This is a genomic window from Ectobacillus polymachus, assembly GCF_048159605.1.
Classification (GTDB): Bacteria; Bacillota; Bacilli; order Bacillales; family Bacillaceae_G; genus Ectobacillus; species Ectobacillus polymachus.
The window spans coordinates 1,889,003-1,905,014 of sequence record NZ_JBLREB010000001.1; the positions used below are offsets into that span (position 1 = coordinate 1,889,003).

Annotated in this window: 16 protein-coding genes and 1 pseudogene; 1 reads left to right on the plus strand and 16 read right to left on the minus strand. The window is 37.6% G+C overall.

Annotation, left to right across the window (positions count from 1 at the left end):
- Window position 1 precedes the first annotated feature (1 nt).
- The 12 genes and pseudogenes from fliF to ACM5BR_RS09765 form a co-directional block, all read right to left on the minus strand.
- The gene (gene fliF, locus ACM5BR_RS09710; protein ID WP_416827635.1) at window positions 2-1,570 is read right to left on the minus strand and encodes a flagellar basal-body MS-ring/collar protein FliF; all 1,569 of its coding nucleotides are present in this window, start codon (window positions 1,568-1,570) and stop codon (window positions 2-4) included.
- A 29-nt stretch (window positions 1,571-1,599) separates the two neighbouring features.
- Window positions 1,600-1,890, minus strand: coding sequence for a flagellar hook-basal body complex protein FliE (gene fliE / locus ACM5BR_RS09715; RefSeq protein ID WP_416827636.1), 291 nt, complete (start codon window positions 1,888-1,890; stop codon window positions 1,600-1,602).
- Between the two features lie 13 nt (window positions 1,891-1,903).
- Window positions 1,904-2,338: a flagellar basal body rod protein FlgC gene (gene flgC / locus ACM5BR_RS09720; protein ID WP_416827637.1), complete on the minus strand. Its 435-nt coding sequence runs from the start codon at window positions 2,336-2,338 to the stop codon at window positions 1,904-1,906.
- 10 nt (window positions 2,339-2,348) lie between these two features.
- Entirely contained in the window at window positions 2,349-2,732 is a 384-nt protein-coding gene (gene flgB, locus ACM5BR_RS09725; protein WP_416827638.1) for a flagellar basal body rod protein FlgB, read from the minus strand.
- 290 nt (window positions 2,733-3,022) lie between these two features.
- Entirely contained in the window at window positions 3,023-3,391 is a 369-nt protein-coding gene (gene fliS, locus ACM5BR_RS09730; protein ID WP_416827639.1) for a flagellar export chaperone FliS, read from the minus strand.
- 14 nt (window positions 3,392-3,405) lie between these two features.
- Entirely contained in the window at window positions 3,406-3,765 is a 360-nt protein-coding gene (fliT, locus tag ACM5BR_RS09735) for a flagellar protein FliT (RefSeq protein WP_416827640.1), read from the minus strand.
- Window position 3,766: 1 nt separating this feature from the next.
- Window positions 3,767-5,341, minus strand: a complete 1,575-nt coding sequence (gene fliD, locus ACM5BR_RS09740) for a flagellar filament capping protein FliD (protein WP_416827641.1) — start codon at window positions 5,339-5,341, stop codon at window positions 3,767-3,769.
- Window positions 5,342-5,510: 169 nt separating this feature from the next.
- Window positions 5,511-5,753 (minus strand): annotated as a pseudogene (gene fliN / locus ACM5BR_RS09745) (flagellar motor switch protein FliN); the annotation flags it as partial.
- A gap of 103 nt (window positions 5,754-5,856) precedes the next feature.
- Window positions 5,857-6,801 (minus strand): flagellar motor switch protein FliM, encoded by a 945-nt coding sequence (fliM, locus tag ACM5BR_RS09750; protein WP_416827642.1) that lies wholly within the window; start codon window positions 6,799-6,801, stop codon window positions 5,857-5,859.
- 108 nt (window positions 6,802-6,909) lie between these two features.
- Window positions 6,910-7,683 (minus strand): flagellar hook-basal body complex protein, encoded by a 774-nt coding sequence (locus tag ACM5BR_RS09755; RefSeq protein WP_416827643.1) that lies wholly within the window; start codon window positions 7,681-7,683, stop codon window positions 6,910-6,912.
- Window positions 7,684-7,706: 23 nt separating this feature from the next.
- Window positions 7,707-8,117, minus strand: coding sequence for a flagellar hook assembly protein FlgD (gene flgD / locus ACM5BR_RS09760; protein WP_416827644.1), 411 nt, complete (start codon window positions 8,115-8,117; stop codon window positions 7,707-7,709).
- Window positions 8,118-8,136: 19 nt separating this feature from the next.
- Window positions 8,137-9,894: a flagellar hook-length control protein FliK gene (locus tag ACM5BR_RS09765; protein ID WP_416827645.1), complete on the minus strand. Its 1,758-nt coding sequence runs from the start codon at window positions 9,892-9,894 to the stop codon at window positions 8,137-8,139.
- Between the two features lie 207 nt (window positions 9,895-10,101).
- On the opposite strand from ACM5BR_RS09765, the gene ACM5BR_RS09770 reads away from it, so the two are divergent.
- Window positions 10,102-10,767 carry a glucosaminidase domain-containing protein gene (locus ACM5BR_RS09770; RefSeq protein ID WP_416827646.1) on the plus strand — a complete coding sequence of 222 codons (666 nt, stop codon included), beginning with the start codon at window positions 10,102-10,104 and terminating at the stop codon, window positions 10,765-10,767.
- 66 nt (window positions 10,768-10,833) lie between these two features.
- Here the strand turns inward: ACM5BR_RS09770 and ACM5BR_RS09775 are convergent, their stop codons facing one another.
- The 4 genes from ACM5BR_RS09775 to flgK all read right to left on the minus strand — a co-directional run bounded on the left by ACM5BR_RS09775 (window position 10,834) and on the right by flgK (window position 16,006).
- Complete coding sequence (locus ACM5BR_RS09775) at window positions 10,834-12,027, minus strand: flagellin N-terminal helical domain-containing protein (RefSeq protein WP_416827647.1); 1,194 nt, start codon at window positions 12,025-12,027, stop codon at window positions 10,834-10,836.
- A gap of 183 nt (window positions 12,028-12,210) precedes the next feature.
- Window positions 12,211-13,395: a flagellin N-terminal helical domain-containing protein gene (locus ACM5BR_RS09780; protein ID WP_416827648.1), complete on the minus strand. Its 1,185-nt coding sequence runs from the start codon at window positions 13,393-13,395 to the stop codon at window positions 12,211-12,213.
- A gap of 259 nt (window positions 13,396-13,654) precedes the next feature.
- Entirely contained in the window at window positions 13,655-14,530 is an 876-nt protein-coding gene (flgL, locus tag ACM5BR_RS09785) for a flagellar hook-associated protein FlgL (RefSeq protein WP_416827649.1), read from the minus strand.
- Between the two features lie 21 nt (window positions 14,531-14,551).
- Window positions 14,552-16,006, minus strand: coding sequence for a flagellar hook-associated protein FlgK (gene flgK, locus ACM5BR_RS09790; protein ID WP_416827650.1), 1,455 nt, complete (start codon window positions 16,004-16,006; stop codon window positions 14,552-14,554).
- Between the last annotated feature and the right edge of the window lie 6 nt (window positions 16,007-16,012).

The following is a 16,012-nucleotide window of genomic DNA, read 5'->3' on the forward strand; positions in this document are numbered from 1 at the left end:
ACTAATCTTTAATAAGCCAAGTACGAAGTAATCCAGCAATTTCCTTCGGCTGCTGCTTTACAATCTCTTCAACCTGTTGTTTGATAAGAGCATTCTCATCATATTCCGGTTCCTCCTTAATCGGCATCTCCGGAACCACCATGTTGATTGCTTCTCTTCTTTCTTTTCTAGACCGTAGTATGAAGTAGATGACAGCTAGAAGTAAGACTATTGCTAGACCAGATACCGCATACACCCACCATGGTAACGATTGACTTGTAGCTGTGGTAGTTTTTGGTTTACCGGCAAAATCTTTCGGAACAACAACTATACGCGAAGCAATATCCTGATTAGAAAGATTCTTATCCGATAGTGCTGATTTCACGACATTCGAAAGAACGTTTTGAATATCCGTTTTCGTTTGGTCGGTAAGGGATGTTGGATCTTTCGGATCAGGTGGTTCAACGGCTATATTTATCGTTAAATCTTCTATTTTGTAAGGACTTTGCACGATATCCTTTGAAATACGATTCACTTCATAATTAAAGCGATTTTCAACATCTTCTGATTTGCTATTTTGAGCACTTCCGTTTGCTGGGTACGTATTTACGTCATTCTGACCATTCGTACCATTTGGCTGCGGCGTATTTCCTGTATATGTTTTCGAGATTTTCTCAGCGCTAATCGCAATCCCTTCATTTGTATCCTTATTCACAGGCTCTACTAGATTTTGTTTTTCCTTCACCTGATCAAAATTCAATTTCACAAAGGGCTGGATAATGACTTTATCTTGACCCATCAGCATGCCAAGCATTTGCTGCAGACGTTGCTGCAAATCCTTTTCAATGGTTTGCTGGATATTGCGCTGCTGTTGAAATTGATCCATATTCATGGTTCCATTTCCACTTGCTGTATTATTAAACCCTTGTCCATATTGGTCTGTCATGACAATATTTTCTTCCGGAAGATTCGGAATACTTTTCGAAACTAAATGGTACATGGCCTGAATTTGATTTTGGTCTAAATTAACGCCAGGTGCCACTTGAATAACAACTGAGGCAGATGCTTGTTCTTTTTGATCTGGATGAACGAACATACTCTGCTCTGGTAAAGTAAGGACAACTTGCGCATCCTTTACCCCATTTACATGCTTTAATAAATCAGCAATTTGTCCTTGCAACGCTTCACGTTCCATCGCATTTAGCTGGCGATCTGTCGCACCAAAGTTTAACCCTTTCGCCATTTCTGAAAAACTAATGGACCCTGTTTTCGGCAGGCCTTTAGATGCTAATGATACTAGCAAGTTCGGTGCATCCTGTTGCGGAACTAATAGTACCGTTCCTTGATTATCTAGTTTATATTTTGAATATCCTTCTTTGTCTAGCTCTGCTTTAATATCTCCCACTTCTTTTTGACTAAGTTCGTTCGTATAAAGTGGCACATATTTCGGAGTAGAAACAAAGTATATGAATAAAGATAATCCGATAACTAGAATGAAAAATAAACTAGTAAACAAAATTTTATTTCGTTTGCTAACCGAATTCCAAGATTGTCTCATGTTCTTGCCTAATTCGATTAATCGTTCTTTCATTTTTATCCCACCGTTTTTCTAAATTACCGTTATATTTGCAATCTCATCATTTCTTGATATGCTTCAAGCATCTTATCACGAACTTGGACAGTTAACCCTAGCGCAATATTAGCCTGCTGCGATGCAATCGTCATATCATGTAAATTGACTGCTTGCCCCTTTGCAACAAGAACTGCTTGATTTTCAGCATTTTTGATTGAGCTATCGGCTTTTTGTATGTATTGATTCAACGTATCCCCAAAAGACGAAGTACCATTTGACTGTTGTGTACTCGGGATGTTCGTAAACGCTGTATTCGGTTGAATTCCCATTACATTCATCTTCTATTACTCCTTATTTACCGATTTCAAGAGCTTTCATAAGCATCGTTTTACCTGCATTAAACGCTGTAATATTTGCTTCATACTCACGAGATGTGGAAGCTAAATCTGCCATTTCCTTTGTTACATCTACATTTGGCATTAGCACATATCCTTGTGCATTTGCATCTGGATTCGTTGGATCATAAACAGGACGAAACGGACTTTGATCATTTACAATTCCATTTACTTGCACACCTGTTAATTCCTGATCTAAATATTGTGAAAAGGAAGGGGGCTGCTTCGTTCCGATTTCTACCATTTTTCTTTGATAGGGTTGCCACTGGCCGTTTACAAATTGAGATCGCGTCGTATTTGCATTGGCAATATTTGATGAAATCGTATCTAACTTAAGTCGCTGTGCAGTTAGCGCAGAGCCACTAATAGATAAAGGTTGAAAAATTGACATAACTATTCACCTACTTTTTCAGTACCATATTTAATAAATTAAACTGTTCACTCATTCCATAGGCCAATGACTGATACCATAGTGAATCTTCAGCAAGGTTAGACATTTCAGCATCAAGATCGACACCATTCCCGTTGTTCTTCATAACCCCTGGCTCTTTCACTAATGTTGGTGTAGCCGTATCTCCTTGCCCTCCAATGGGAATATGCCTTGGATCAGTAGTTGTACCTGAAAAGGAAAAATTACTCAGCTGTTGCTGTAAGATATCTTCAAATACAACTTTATCCGGCTGAAAATTCGGTGTATTCACATTGGCAATATTGTTTGAGATTGCCTGTTGTCTCATCGAGGCAGCATCTAAAGCATTTGATAAAATATTCATCACTTGAACCATACTTTTTACTCGCCCCCTTTTTTTACCATTCGTACAAATATAGACTGTTAAGATAATATATTTCGATAATATATTACGACAAGTTAAGGAAAATAGAAATGAAAATCTTGCTAAATATCAAAAATAAAGTAAAAAAATTCAAAAATATAGGTAAAATTAATGGTTTTTACATTAATTTTATATTTAAAATAAGATGCATTTTTTTATACCATATCAAACCAATAAAAAAAAAAGAAGAATTATTTTAAAAATAATTCTTCTTGTATAAAAAAATATGTATATTTTGTGAACTATATTTGTTTCATTGCTTGTGACCATGTATCTCTTAATTCTGCGAGCATTTTTTCCACTTCTTCGACGTATGTTACATCCTTTTTTAAATTTGCCGTTACTAATCTAGATTTCATATACTCATAAAGGGGAGCTAATTGATTCGCAATTTCATAGTCATGGTTTAATGTAATAAGCAGTTCATTAAGAATATCCTGTGTACGTATGAGTAGCGTATTTGCTTTCACGATATCGTTTTGCTTCATCGCCATCTTCGCTTGCTGCAAAAATTTAATTCCTCCGTTATACAGCATTAACGTTAATTCTTCTGGTCTAGCAGTGACAACCTGATTTCGTTTATATACTTCATACGGGTTTGGATTTATCATCATCTATTCCTCCTTCAATTCTTTTTATCGTAAAATGCTCCATAAGGAAGAATAACCGCGTGTTCGTAATGCTTCGAGAGAAATGTTTCATTTCGTGCACTCACCATTTCTCGCTTATATTTCTTCATGGCATTCAGTAGCAAATTTTGAATTTGTTGTTCTAATGGAAGGATCTTTGTTAATGTATCGCGAATACGAGCGTTCATGACAATATGTTTTGCTTGATTGTCAATCTCATTCATGTTCTTAATCGCATTCTCTCTCTTTTCCAGCAACAGAGGGACCTCATCTTCTCTTCCATTTTTTAATGCGTCAAGAATGGTAACAGTTAGCTGATGATACATTTCAATTCGTTTTTCTTTTTCTTCTATCATTTTAATGACCACTGTTATTTTGCGATGTTCCGAGTTGTTGGGAAATCCATCCGCTTTGACTATTCATTTTTTGAATCGCTTGCTCCATTGCATTAAACTGTGACCAATATTGATTTTCCTTCTGTTGTAACTTATCTTGCCATGATGTAATTTGTTTATTTATATCTTGTAAGCTTTTATCTAACAAGCTTCCCCCAATTGGTAAGTTTGGGTCCCCCGCCTTTGCTACAAGCTGCTGAAGCGTACTATTTACTTGGTCATAAATCCGCCAAGCCACTCCGCCATTTTGATACTTACTGCTGTTATTTAAAGTCGTATCGAGTGCATTTCCGGTATCAAACGTTTTTGTAAACAATTTTTGTACATCCGTTGCATTTGTCTGTAATAAACCCTTTAGCTTTGCTTCATCAATCACAAGCTTGCCATTATCACGATAGTCTTTGCTTGGCGTAATCCCAATTTGAGCAAGGGAACTAAAATTAGGATTCACATTACCTGCGACTGGATCTGAAACTGGAGTATAAACGGCCTTTCGTAATGATGTTAATAAATTTGATAGAATCGAATCATTTTGCAGTACACCTTGTTTTGCTTGGTTTTCCCAAAGTGTAATTTGCGTATCTGTCATACTTTTTTTCTGATCATCGAGTAAAGGTGGATAATCTTTATTCTTTGTTTCATTTATTTTTCCATTAAATGTTGCAATCATGTCATTATATTTATCTACAAATGTCTTAATATTATTAAAAAGAGTATCACTATCAGGAGTTTTTGTAATATTTACCGCTCCGCTAGTAATGTCACTGTTTAATGTGAACTGGACTCCGTCAAAGGTGAAGGTGTTGCTTGTAAGTGTAAGATCCACTCCATTAATTGTTACGCTTCCAGTTGAACTTGCTACACCTTGCTTTACTGCAGGGCCTACTGGAAAACTATTAGTACCCAAATCTACCGTTCCACCTGCAATATTTAATACATTTGGAGATTTGCTAATTGCATCTATCTTAATTTGTGAATAACCTGCATCTGAAGTAAAAATGATAGACTGATCACTCGATGAGTAATTTGCAGTTACGTGCGTTGTTTTGGATTGATTATTGATTGTCGATAAAGCGGTTTGGATGTTATCTGTATCAAAAAGGGTAATTTGTGTATCATTTATATTAAAACTAAATCCATTCCCTGCTCCTAACGCCGTTGTTGTATCCGTGAATGAAGTTTTTGTAAATTTAACAGATGATGGCGTTGCTGATTGAAACATTTTAGCTGCTGAAATGTTATAAGTCGATTGACTAGGGTTTCCGCTTTGTACAGCCGTTATCTTTGTCGTATCAGATGATTGAATCTTAAAAGATTGAAACGTTGATTGTAATCGTAAATTTTGAAATGAGTTTCGAAAATCTAATAGCTTCGTATTCATATCACGATAAGCAGCTTGTTGCCACTGTGTCCACTGCTTATTCTGCATAATTTTATTTAACGGGGCTTGTTCGACAGCCATTAGCTTTTGAACAATACTTTGTGTATCTAAACCAGACGCCATACCGGAAATACGTAAATCACTAGGAAGTACCATATATAACATCTCCTCACTGTTTACTTAAACGGTCTTGTACTCTATTTACTTGTATCGGCATTTTGTTTCAAACGTTTAATATTTTTTTTACACGGGCTGATTCTTGATAAAGAACATTCTTGCATAATATGCAAAGGGTGAAGAAGCATTTCTTCTTCACCCTTTTCCCTTATACTACAGGCTGACAAATCTCTGTAATGCGTACCCCAAAATGCTCATCAATTACAACGACTTCGCCCTTTGCAATTAATTTATTATTAATGATGACATCCAATGGCTCTCCTGCAATCTTATCAAGCTCTACAATGGAGCCATTTGTTAATTCTAATATTTCATTAATTTTCTTTTTCGTTCTGCCTAATTCAACGACCACTTCAAGAGGAATCGTTTTTAACAGCTGTAAATTTAATTCATTCATCTCATTCTCGTTGTTATTTGATAAAGGTGAGGATTCTGTACTCTGCACAGCTTCCTTTTCACCTAACAATGCCTGCAGTTCTTCTGGCGTTAGCTTCTCATCCATTGTCTCCATCTCCTTCTAACACGCGTTCAATTCGAACAGCCATCCGTGTTTTTTTCGTACCTGGCAAAGCAAGAAATTTCGTTTGTTCTCCCACTCTAACATTCAAAGGAGCATCCGTTACTTGATTAAGCTGAATCACGTCATTAACAGCTAATCCAAGAAGCTCTTCTATGGTTATACTTCCGCGTCCTAGTTCCACCGTTACCGGAACAACTAAATGCTCTACTTTTTCTTGTAAATGCTCATTCTCTTCAACATTTTTTCCCTTTTGTCGATTCACGTACCACTGATAGGAGGATAATTTAGATATAAATGGCTCAATCAACATATACGGAATACATAAATGCATCCGCTCCTTCATATCTCCGATCAAAACATCAAAGGCAATAACAATTACGGTTTCTGTTGGAATTGCAATTTGTACAAATTGTGGATTCGTTTCAATGTCTAACATTTTAAATTCAACAGGAATAATACTATTCCAAGCCTTTTCAATGTTTTGGATGAATCCTTCAAATAATCGCCGCAATACATTCTTTTCAATTGGAGTGATATTCATATGCTCCATTTCCGTTATTGTTCCCGGACCGCCTAATAAACGATCTATTGCCGCATATGCCATAAGTGGACTTACTTCCATTACAACACGTACTTCTTGTTTCACTGCTTCAAAGATCGTCATAACCGTTGCTAGAGGCAATTGATTAATAAATTCCTCATATAGTGTTTGTTCTACCGAAACAACTTCAATTTGTACGATGGTACGAAGCAATGCTGAGATAGAGGATGAGAGCTGATAGGCGAAATTCTCATGAATTCTCGTTAACACACGCACCTGCTCAATGGATAAGCGCAATGCTTTTTTAAAATCATATACTTTCACATTTTGCTCTTCATCAGATAATGAATGACCATTATTGAATATGTAATCTTCCATGAACGTACTCCTTCCTTTTTACATAGGAGTGTAAAAAACATAGAAAAAGAGGAATAGCAATATCCCCCTTTTTCGTTATCCACAATCACTATTTTAAAGAGACTCTTATTATCGTTTTAAATTAATAAGCTCGTCAAGTATTGTATCAGAAGTAGTGATAATCTTCCCGTTCGCTTGGAATCCACGCTGAGCCGTAATCATATCCGTCATTTCTTCTGTTAAATCGACATTTGACATTTCAAGTGCACCGGAAATGATTGGACCCACACCAGTTGTTGATGGATTACCTGAGTTTAAACTTATTTGATAAAGCGATCCTCCTATTTTATTAAGACCACTTGGATTTGGTACAGTGACTGTATGTACCGTGCCAAGGGGATCGGTACTACCATCAGCCTTAATCCCCTTCATCTGTCCATCAGCAGCAACTGCATAAGATAAATACTGTCCAGGATTAGCTATTGGATTAATACCATCAACTATCATTCCATCAGGATTCACCAAGTTTCCTGCTCCATCGATAGAAAAATTTCCTGCTCTTGTTAAAAATTGATTTCCACTTGCATCTTTTACAACGAAATATCCGTTCCCATTTATGTATAAATCTGTAGATAAACCAGTTGTTGTAGGGGCTCCTGCAGTTTGTATCGTATCGGTAGAAGCAACTTTTGTTCCTAAACCCACTTGCAAAGGATTCGTTCCGCCAGTTGTAGCTGTAGGTGCCATTGTTACCTTCATATTCTGACTAAGTAAATCTTCAAACATCGTGCGGCTCTTTTTAAAGCCAATCGTATTGACATTCGCAATATTATTCCCAATAACATCTAGCTTTGTTTGAAAGGCTTTTAACCCAGAGACTCCTGAATTTAATGAACGTAACATTAGATATTCCTCCTATTTTACTATTACATTTGAATTGTTGTAATTGAGCTTTCAGGAAATTCATCATTTCCTGCCTGCAAGTAAATGCTGCCTGCTTTTTGCGTGATCCCTGTTACATTGCTAGTTTTTTGTTCATTTGTAACAGGGTCGGTCCATGTTACTTTTTTTCCAAGAAGGTTGGCACTATTGCCCATGTTATTATAGATAGTTGTCATAAACTCAGTCATCGTTTGATTTAAATTTGTAATTTGTTCAAGGGCACTAAATTGTGCCATTTGTGCAATATACGCAGTATCATCCATTGGCTTCGTTGGATCTTGGTTTTTCAGCTGCGTGACGAGTAATTTTAAAAAATCATCTTTGCCTAAGTCTTTTTTTGGTGGTGTCGCTGCTTGCGGAGAATATGTATTTGTTATGTTTGTAATAGCTGCCATTCCTTGGTTCCTCCAATTATTAAGCTATTGTATTAATTTGAGACACCCATTCTGATTCATAAAGCGCTGCATCTGAATAGTCCTCTTTATCATTGTAGCTGTCGCCGCGTCGTTTCGGTTGCTGCTGTCCTTGCTTTGGAGCAGAATCTCCCCCTTGTGAAAATGCTGATGAAAAGGAAGATTGATGTTGGCTAATATGAATTGTATCTACTTGAAGCCCTTGCTGCTGCAGGGCAGCATAGAGAGAATCTACATGCTGCTCAAGTGTAGCTCTTCCTAAAGAAGAATCTGCAATAAGCCTTGCACTCACCTGTCCATCTTGAATAACGACTTTAACATCTACTGTACCCAAATGCTCTGGTGTTAAGGATAATGTAGCTTCCATTTTTTCTGGCGTACCGGTTACTTGAATGCGCGGTAAAAAGGTTGATGTTATATCTTGTGCCAGCTTATCTACTGTAGCTTGAGTAGAGAAAGCTGTATGTACTTCAACGCTCTTCGTCGCTTGTAAGTTAACTGTGGGTATACTACCAAGTACACTATTATTACTCGGTCCATTCTTGTCTTGTATAGGATTAGAATCGTTTGTCATACTCTTATTTTCCGTACGTTTGGATTCATTCTTTGCGCTTTGCTGTAGCTCCTTCAACAAATTTGCAGTATCGGTCTTTGTAGCAGGAGATTTCATAAGGTTTTCTATTGGATTGTTACTATTATGTAGACTTTCCGTATTCCCTATGTTTAGTTCACTTTCAACCTTGTCCATCATACCTTGGTTGTTTATAACCCTATTCATCATTCCGCTCTCTTGTATGTTCATACCCGTTGCCTGAGAAAGCTTCTGATTTGTAGTAACCGCCTGACTTACATTTCCTGCTTGCTGCACCATTTGATTATTTAGGAGGGTTTCTATTTTCCCTGTGGTTGGTTCATTTTGAACCTTTTCCGTCAAACTTTGGTTGTTCAAAGTCATGTTCATCGTTCCGCTCACTTGTACGTTCATACCCATTGAATGAGAAAACTTCTGATTTGTAGCAACCGCCTGACTTACATTTCCTGCTTGCTGCAACAATAGATTGTTTAGATGCGATTCCGTTTTCCCTGTGTTTGATTCACTTTCAACCTTGCTCAAGATACCTTGGTTGTCCATAACCATATTGATTATTCCGCTCTTTTGCACGTTTATGCCCATTACCTGAAGAAGCTTCTGATTTATAGCAACTGCCTGATTTACCTGCTGCATACCCATATTTTCTGTTTGCTGCAGATTTTTTAGCAGGGTTTCTATTTTCCCATTGTCTGGTTCACTTTCAACCTTACTTATGATACCTTGGTTGTTCATAACCCTATTCATCGTTCCGCTCTTTTGCACGTTTATACCCATTGACTGGGAGAACATCTGATTTGTATCAACCGCCTGACTTACCTGCTGCATACCCATACTTCCTGTTTGCTGTGCCATTTCAGCTACATCTGTGCGTGGCTTCAAAGCTTGACCTTGCAAAAGTAAATCAGAAGATTCCTTCACTGGTGAAAGCAAGTCAGACTCATATTCACTCCCATTCATGATTGCATCCGTTGAAGGCTGTTCCATGTTCATAGGCATAGCAGTAGGATAAGCCGCTAGAAATGTTACGTTTGTGGAGGCATCATCCTTCTTCTCGCTATCTGCTTGGTTTTTTTGTAAATAATCCAAAAATGATGAGGAGGATGCTTCTTTCTCTTTTGCATCATTTGATACGTTATATTCCTTAACAGGTAAAATAGAAAGCTGCATCACATAGAATCACCTACTATCTTTTCATACTATACTCTAAGAATAATCATTTTTTTTAAAACAAACAATCTTTTTCCATATATTTTTTAAATTATTATTTTTGGTTTTCTATTTATTAAAATAATTGTAAACTATTATAGTGGATATTTTATTATAAATAAGATTATATCTTACCGAATATGTGACGGAATTTGAAAGGAGAACAGGATGGATATTCGAACGTCAAATTATATGTTATTATCACAAGCCTTACAATCTATGGCTATGTCAAATCAAGATACACAGGCTTCTTCGCTTTCCAATCAAACCTTTCTCATGCTTATAGAAAGTATGTTAGAGCAAGCGAGTATAACAGATACAACTGCATTACCAGCCACCTCTTTCCAGCCTGCCAATCTAAATCTGACAAATGCTACATATACACCTTCTAATCTGAATTCACCACTATCTTTGTCATACGGGAATTCTAATACAAGTGGAATAAATGGCCAGTTAAAAGGTGCTCTTACAAACAGCGGTCCATTATTTGAAGAAGCAGGAAAAACATACGGAATCGACCCTACCCTTCTCGCTGCTATTTCCATGCATGAAACAGGAAACGGGAATTCTAGAGCTGTCCAAGTGAGACATAATCCAGCTGGAATCATGGGAAAGGACGGGCTAAAAACATACCCATCCTTAAAGGATGGGATTTTTGATATGGCGCGAAATTTACGTAAAAACTATATAGATGAAGGCATTACATCGATTGCAGATATTGGAGCAAAGTACGCTCCTATCGGTGCGGATAACGATCCTGGAAATTTAAATTCGTATTGGGTTAAAGGGGTTCAATCCTATTACAATCAGCTCACAAACCAGGGAACAGTTTAGTAGGTAAAAAAAATTCATAAACAAAAAAAGAGCCGCAGCATTTTTGCTGCGACTCTTTTTTGTAAATTAACGAAGTAATTGAAGTACACCTTGTGGTTGTTGGTTAGCTTGTGCAAGCATAGCTTGTGCAGCTTGAGCAAGGATACCGCTCTTACTACTGTTCATTACTTCTTTCGCCATATCTACGTCACGAATGCGAGATTCAGCTGTTGATGTATTTTGAGAAACTGTATCTAAACTATTAATTGTATGTTCAAGTCTGTTTTGAACCGCACCGATTGCACTACGTTGTGCAGATACAGCAGCGATTGCGTTATCTACATATCCAGTATATTGTTGTGCAGTTTTTACATCACTTAATGTATTTGCATCTAGTTTAGTTGAATCTAAATTTGAATCTAATGCTTTTGCACTCATATCTCCAAATGCTACTTTAATTGTTTCTTGTGCTGTTCCGTCAGAACCCACTGATAACTGTGCTGGAGCATTTGTAGCAAGTGTCTTTAATGTGTTACTACCGGCTTTTGTTAAGTCTGTTGCAACGTTAGCGGCAGTGTCAACAGCACCTCCACCGCCATTTAATGTTACTTTTACACCTAGTTGATCAAAATTTAAAACATTTGACGCATTACCTGCTGCAAACATTGTATCAGAAAGTTGAATTTTTTGAGTAGCACCAGTAAGAGTGCTTGTTAGTGTAATGTCCGTACCAGATGTAGAGAATGTAAATGTATCTCCACCCTTAGCTGCAGATACGTCAATACTAGTTACATTAACATCAGTTGCTGTCGCTAAAGCACCAGTCTTTAGTGTAGAAGTGGCACCGTCTTCTTTAGTAGCTAAAGTACCATCCAATAAATTTTTACCATTAAAGCTCGTTGTCTTTGCAATTGTATCCACTTGATCACGTAGTGCTACCATTTCATTTCCGATTGCTTGTCTATCTGGTGCTGCAAGTGTATCACTAGAAGATTGAACAGTAAGCTCACGCATACGTTGTAAAATGCTTGTTGTTTCATTTAATGCACCGTCAGCTGTTTGAATCATAGATACACCATCTTGAGCATTACGAGAAGCTTGGTCTAATCCTTTAATTTGTGCCCGCATTTTTTCAGAGATGGAAAGTCCAGCTGCATCGTCTGCACCACGGTTAATACGAAGACCGGAAGAAAGACGTTCCATGCTCTTTGCTTGTGCTTCAGAGTTACCATTCAAATAACGTAACGTGTTCATAGCCGCAATATTGTGATTAATAATCATAATGAATTACCTCCTCTGTATATAAGGGATATCTCCCCTTCTATTTTTATATATCGGCACTATTTTTTAATTTGTTGATTGTTTCATGAGATTTTTTTCATTTGTTTTCATATCTTATATTTAACCGAGAATGTCCAACAATAAAAAAAGGACCACAGAAAACTGTGCTCCTTTTCCTTATCATTAACGAAGCAATTGAAGTACACCTTGTGGTTGTTGGTTAGCTTGTGCAAGCATAGCTTGTGCAGCTTGAGCAAGGATACCGCTCTTACTACTGTTCATTACTTCTTTCGCCATATCTACGTCACGAATGCGAGATTCAGCTGTTGATGTATTTTGAGAAACTGTATCTAAACTATTAATTGTATGTTCAAGTCTGTTTTGAACCGCACCGATTGCACTACGTTGTGCAGATACAGCAGCGATTGCGTTATCTACATATCCAGTATATTGTTGTGCAGTTTTTACATCACTTAATGTATTTGCATCTAGTTTAGTTGAATCTAAATTTGAATCTAATGCTTTTGCACTCATATCTCCAAACGCTACGTGAATTGTTTCCTGTGCTGTTCCGTCAGAACCCACTGATAACTGTGCTGGAGCATTGGTGTTAAGCGTAGCAACTGCTTTACCACCTAAACCTGTTGCTACTAAAGCAGCTGTATCATTAGCACCACTACCACCATTTAGTGTTACTTTTACACCTAGTTGATCAAAATTTAAAACATTTGACGCATTACCTGCTGCAAACATTGTATCCGTAAGTTGGATTGATTGTTTATTAGTACCATCACTTAGTTCTATTAATCCTGCACCTTTATCTGTAAAGGAGAATGTAGCACCACCCTTAGCTGCAGATACATCAAAGCTAGTCACCTTAACATTACTTGTACCAGTTACACCACCAGTAGCTAACGTAGTACTAGCACCAGTATCTAATTTAGTAGCTAAAGTACCATCCAATAAATTTTTACCATTAAAGCTCGTTGTCTTTGCAATTGTATCCACTTGATCACGTAGTGCTACCATTTCATTTCCGATTGCTTGTCTATCTGGTGCTGCAAGTGTATCACTAGAAGATTGAACAGTAAGCTCACGCATACGTTGTAAAATGCTTGTTGTTTCATTTAATGCACCGTCAGCTGTTTGAATCATAGATACACCATCTTGAGCATTACGAGAAGCTTGGTCTAATCCTTTAATTTGTGCCCGCATTTTTTCAGAGATGGAAAGTCCAGCTGCATCGTCTGCACCACGGTTAATACGAAGACCGGAAGAAAGACGTTCCATGCTCTTTGCTTGCGCTTCAGAGTTACCATTCAAATAACGTAATGTGTTCATAGCCGCAATATTGTGATTAATAATCATAATGAATTACCTCCTCTGTATATAAGGGATATCTCCCCTTTTGATTTATGTATCGACACTATTTTTCTAATTGTTGATAGGAAAATCATTTTTTTATAATATTTTCTTATTTTGTTCACATTTAAGGATTATTTTACCATCTCCTTTTCTGGTTCAATTCAATAAAAAGATCACCATATTGGTGATCTTTTTATAAAGCTGATTATGTTTTTATCCTGCAATAACGGGCAGTAAAACGCCCACCGAAGGAAGTTTCATTTTATCGCAAAAAATCCACTAAAGATGGCGGAATAATTTTCGCTCCCACGGATAATGATGCTTTCATAACTACTTCTTGGGTGGAAAGATCTGTGTAAGCTTTGGCTATATCTGTATCTGATGTGTCAGACAACATTTTGACAGTTAGTGTACTTGTCTGGTCCAATTGGTTAGAAGCCGATTCCAATAAATTTTGTTTGGTTCCAATAATGGCACGTTGTGCGGATACATTATCAAGTTGATGGTCTACTGTACTAGTAAGTGAGCCTGTATTTCCACCATTTTCTAACGTTTGCGCAATGGATCCCAGAGTATCAAATAGATTTTTCCCATCAGGAGAAAATCCAAACAAGGCTGATGCATTTATATTTGCCGATACATTAATTCCCTTACCGATATTCCATTGTACACCTTCTTGACTCGTTGGTTGCAGTACTCCATTTTGATACGGAGGCGTATTGTCCGTTCCCGCGAATAAATAACGATCTCCTAATGTAGTGTTCGCGATATTCCCAAGTTCCTCCTGTAAGCCTTTTATTTCTGTCGCCATACTTTTTCGGTCCGCATCACTATATGTATCCGTACTTCCTTGCACGGTTAGTTCACGTACGCGTTGCAAAATACTCGTTACCTGTCCAATGGCAGAATCCGTTGCCTGGGCCCAGCTAATTCCGTCCTTCGCATTGTTTTGAAATTGGGATAGATCAGATAAAGTAGATTGATAACTTAAGCTGTGTACGGTTCCAATAGGATCATCAGATGGTTTTCCAATTCGTGTCCCACTTGCAATTTGCTGCTGCAGTTTACTTGTTGTCTCTGTGCTTTTCTGCAAATTTTGAATAAATTGACTACTCATCATTTGTTGTGTAATTCGCATGTTTCCACTCTCCTAGCTGAATTAGCTAATTCCATTTATAAGCTTATCGAGCATATCATTTACCGCCGTTACATATTTTGCTGCTGCCCCGTATGCTTGCTGATAGCGAATCATATTCGTCATCTCTTCATCTATGCTTACTCCTGAAATAGATTGTCTTGCATTATCGACCTGTTGCACGATCGTAGTCGCATTATTTGCTTGATTTGTTGCCTCCTGCGAAATCGTACCCATTTGCCCAACAATACTTCGATAATAATCGCCAATCGTTGTTGTTTGTCCGTCGATATTAATCGGTGTATGCTGTAAATTATACATTGCATTGATATTATCACTGTTATCGATAGAATCGCTCTGGCCTGCTGCAACTTTGTTTGCATTTGCAACTATTTTCGGATTTACAATCATATTTTCGGCACTGGTAGGCGGACCATCTGGATTGTTTTTATCAACGAAAAAGAGCAATTTGTCCAATGGAGCATTCGGGTCCTTTGATCTCGCAGCTATGTCATCTAAATTTCTTGCATTATCTCCTGTATGAATGGCATTGATTTGTGTTGCAATCGATTGGGCGAGCGTATCGATTTTATGCTTTATATCCACAAGCGCTCCAGTAGAACTTCCATTTTGCGTATAGCCCCGTGTATCAAGAATCCCTTGAATTTCCCCACTATCAAGCTTGACATTCGCATTTCCAATTGTAACTTCACCGGTATCTGCATTTACTGCAAATGTCGCTGCATTCGTCTTATTAACAAGATCAACACCGCCTACACTTACACGAGTCATCCCTTGTTCATCTGTTGTTACACCAATCGGAACAAGCGATGATAACTTATCTAACAGCATATCTCTCTGATCATATAAAGTGTTCGGCGCTACTCCTTGTGCTACACTTACCGCAATTTGTCCATTTAACGTACTAAGCTGTTTTGCAAGATCATTGACACTCGTTTGCTTTTCTGTAAGCTTCGTTGCCAATTGATCAGATGTCGTGTTCAAGTTTGAGGATAGTTCTGACAGTTTTGCTGCTAACTCCTGTCCACGTTCGGTAAAAACAGTACGTGCTGCTATGCTGGAAGGCTGTTTTGCTAAATCTTGCATACTTTGAAAAAAATTATCTAGCTTTGATTGAAGACCACTATCTGATGGTTCGTTAAACATCACTTCTACATTTGACAGAGCCGATTGTTTCTCTTGCCAGTAGCCTAACGATTGCTGCTGTGTGTAATATTGGGAATCCAAATAACTTTCACGCATCCGTCGAAACTGCGTCACTTCCACGCCTGTTCCTAGTGCAATACCTGTATTACCATTAAAATATGGTATCGAAAGACTAGGTTGAAAAATGGATTCTTGTCTTGTATAGCCTTGCGTATTGGCATTTGAAATATTATTTCCGGTCATGCTAAGTGCTGCTTGCTGAGCAGTAAGCGCACGCTTTGCAATTTCTAATCCGCTAAATGTTGAAACCATTTTGTT

Coding starts and splice junctions, on each gene's coding strand:
- fliF (WP_416827635.1), bottom strand. CDS start 1,570: ATGAAAGAACGATTAATCGAATTAGGCAAGAACATGAGACAATCTTGG.
- fliE (WP_416827636.1), bottom strand. CDS start 1,890: ATGAATGTAATGGGAATTCAACCGAATACAGCGTTTACGAACATCCCG.
- flgC (WP_416827637.1), bottom strand. CDS start 2,338: ATGTCAATTTTTCAACCTTTATCTATTAGTGGCTCTGCGCTAACTGCA.
- flgB (WP_416827638.1), bottom strand. CDS start 2,732: ATGGTTCAAGTGATGAATATTTTATCAAATGCTTTAGATGCTGCCTCG.
- fliS (WP_416827639.1), bottom strand. CDS start 3,391: ATGATAAATCCAAACCCGTATGAAGTATATAAACGAAATCAGGTTGTC.
- fliT (WP_416827640.1), bottom strand. CDS start 3,765: ATGATAGAAGAAAAAGAAAAACGAATTGAAATGTATCATCAGCTAACT.
- fliD (WP_416827641.1), bottom strand. CDS start 5,341: ATGGTACTTCCTAGTGATTTACGTATTTCCGGTATGGCGTCTGGTTTA.
- fliM (WP_416827642.1), bottom strand. CDS start 6,801: ATGGAAGATTACATATTCAATAATGGTCATTCATTATCTGATGAAGAG.
- ACM5BR_RS09755 (WP_416827643.1), bottom strand. CDS start 7,683: ATGTTACGTTCATTAAATTCAGGAGTCTCTGGGTTAAAAGCCTTTCAA.
- flgD (WP_416827644.1), bottom strand. CDS start 8,117: ATGGCAGCTATTACAAACATAACAAATACATATTCTCCGCAAGCAGCG.
- ACM5BR_RS09765 (WP_416827645.1), bottom strand. CDS start 9,894: ATGCAGCTTTCTATTTTACCTGTTAAGGAATATAACGTATCAAATGAT.
- ACM5BR_RS09770 (WP_416827646.1), top strand. CDS start 10,102: ATGGATATTCGAACGTCAAATTATATGTTATTATCACAAGCCTTACAA.
- ACM5BR_RS09775 (WP_416827647.1), bottom strand. CDS start 12,027: ATGATTATTAATCACAATATTGCGGCTATGAACACGTTACGTTATTTG.
- ACM5BR_RS09780 (WP_416827648.1), bottom strand. CDS start 13,395: ATGATTATTAATCACAATATTGCGGCTATGAACACATTACGTTATTTG.
- flgL (WP_416827649.1), bottom strand. CDS start 14,530: ATGCGAATTACACAACAAATGATGAGTAGTCAATTTATTCAAAATTTG.
- flgK (WP_416827650.1), bottom strand. CDS start 16,006: ATGGTTTCAACATTTAGCGGATTAGAAATTGCAAAGCGTGCGCTTACT.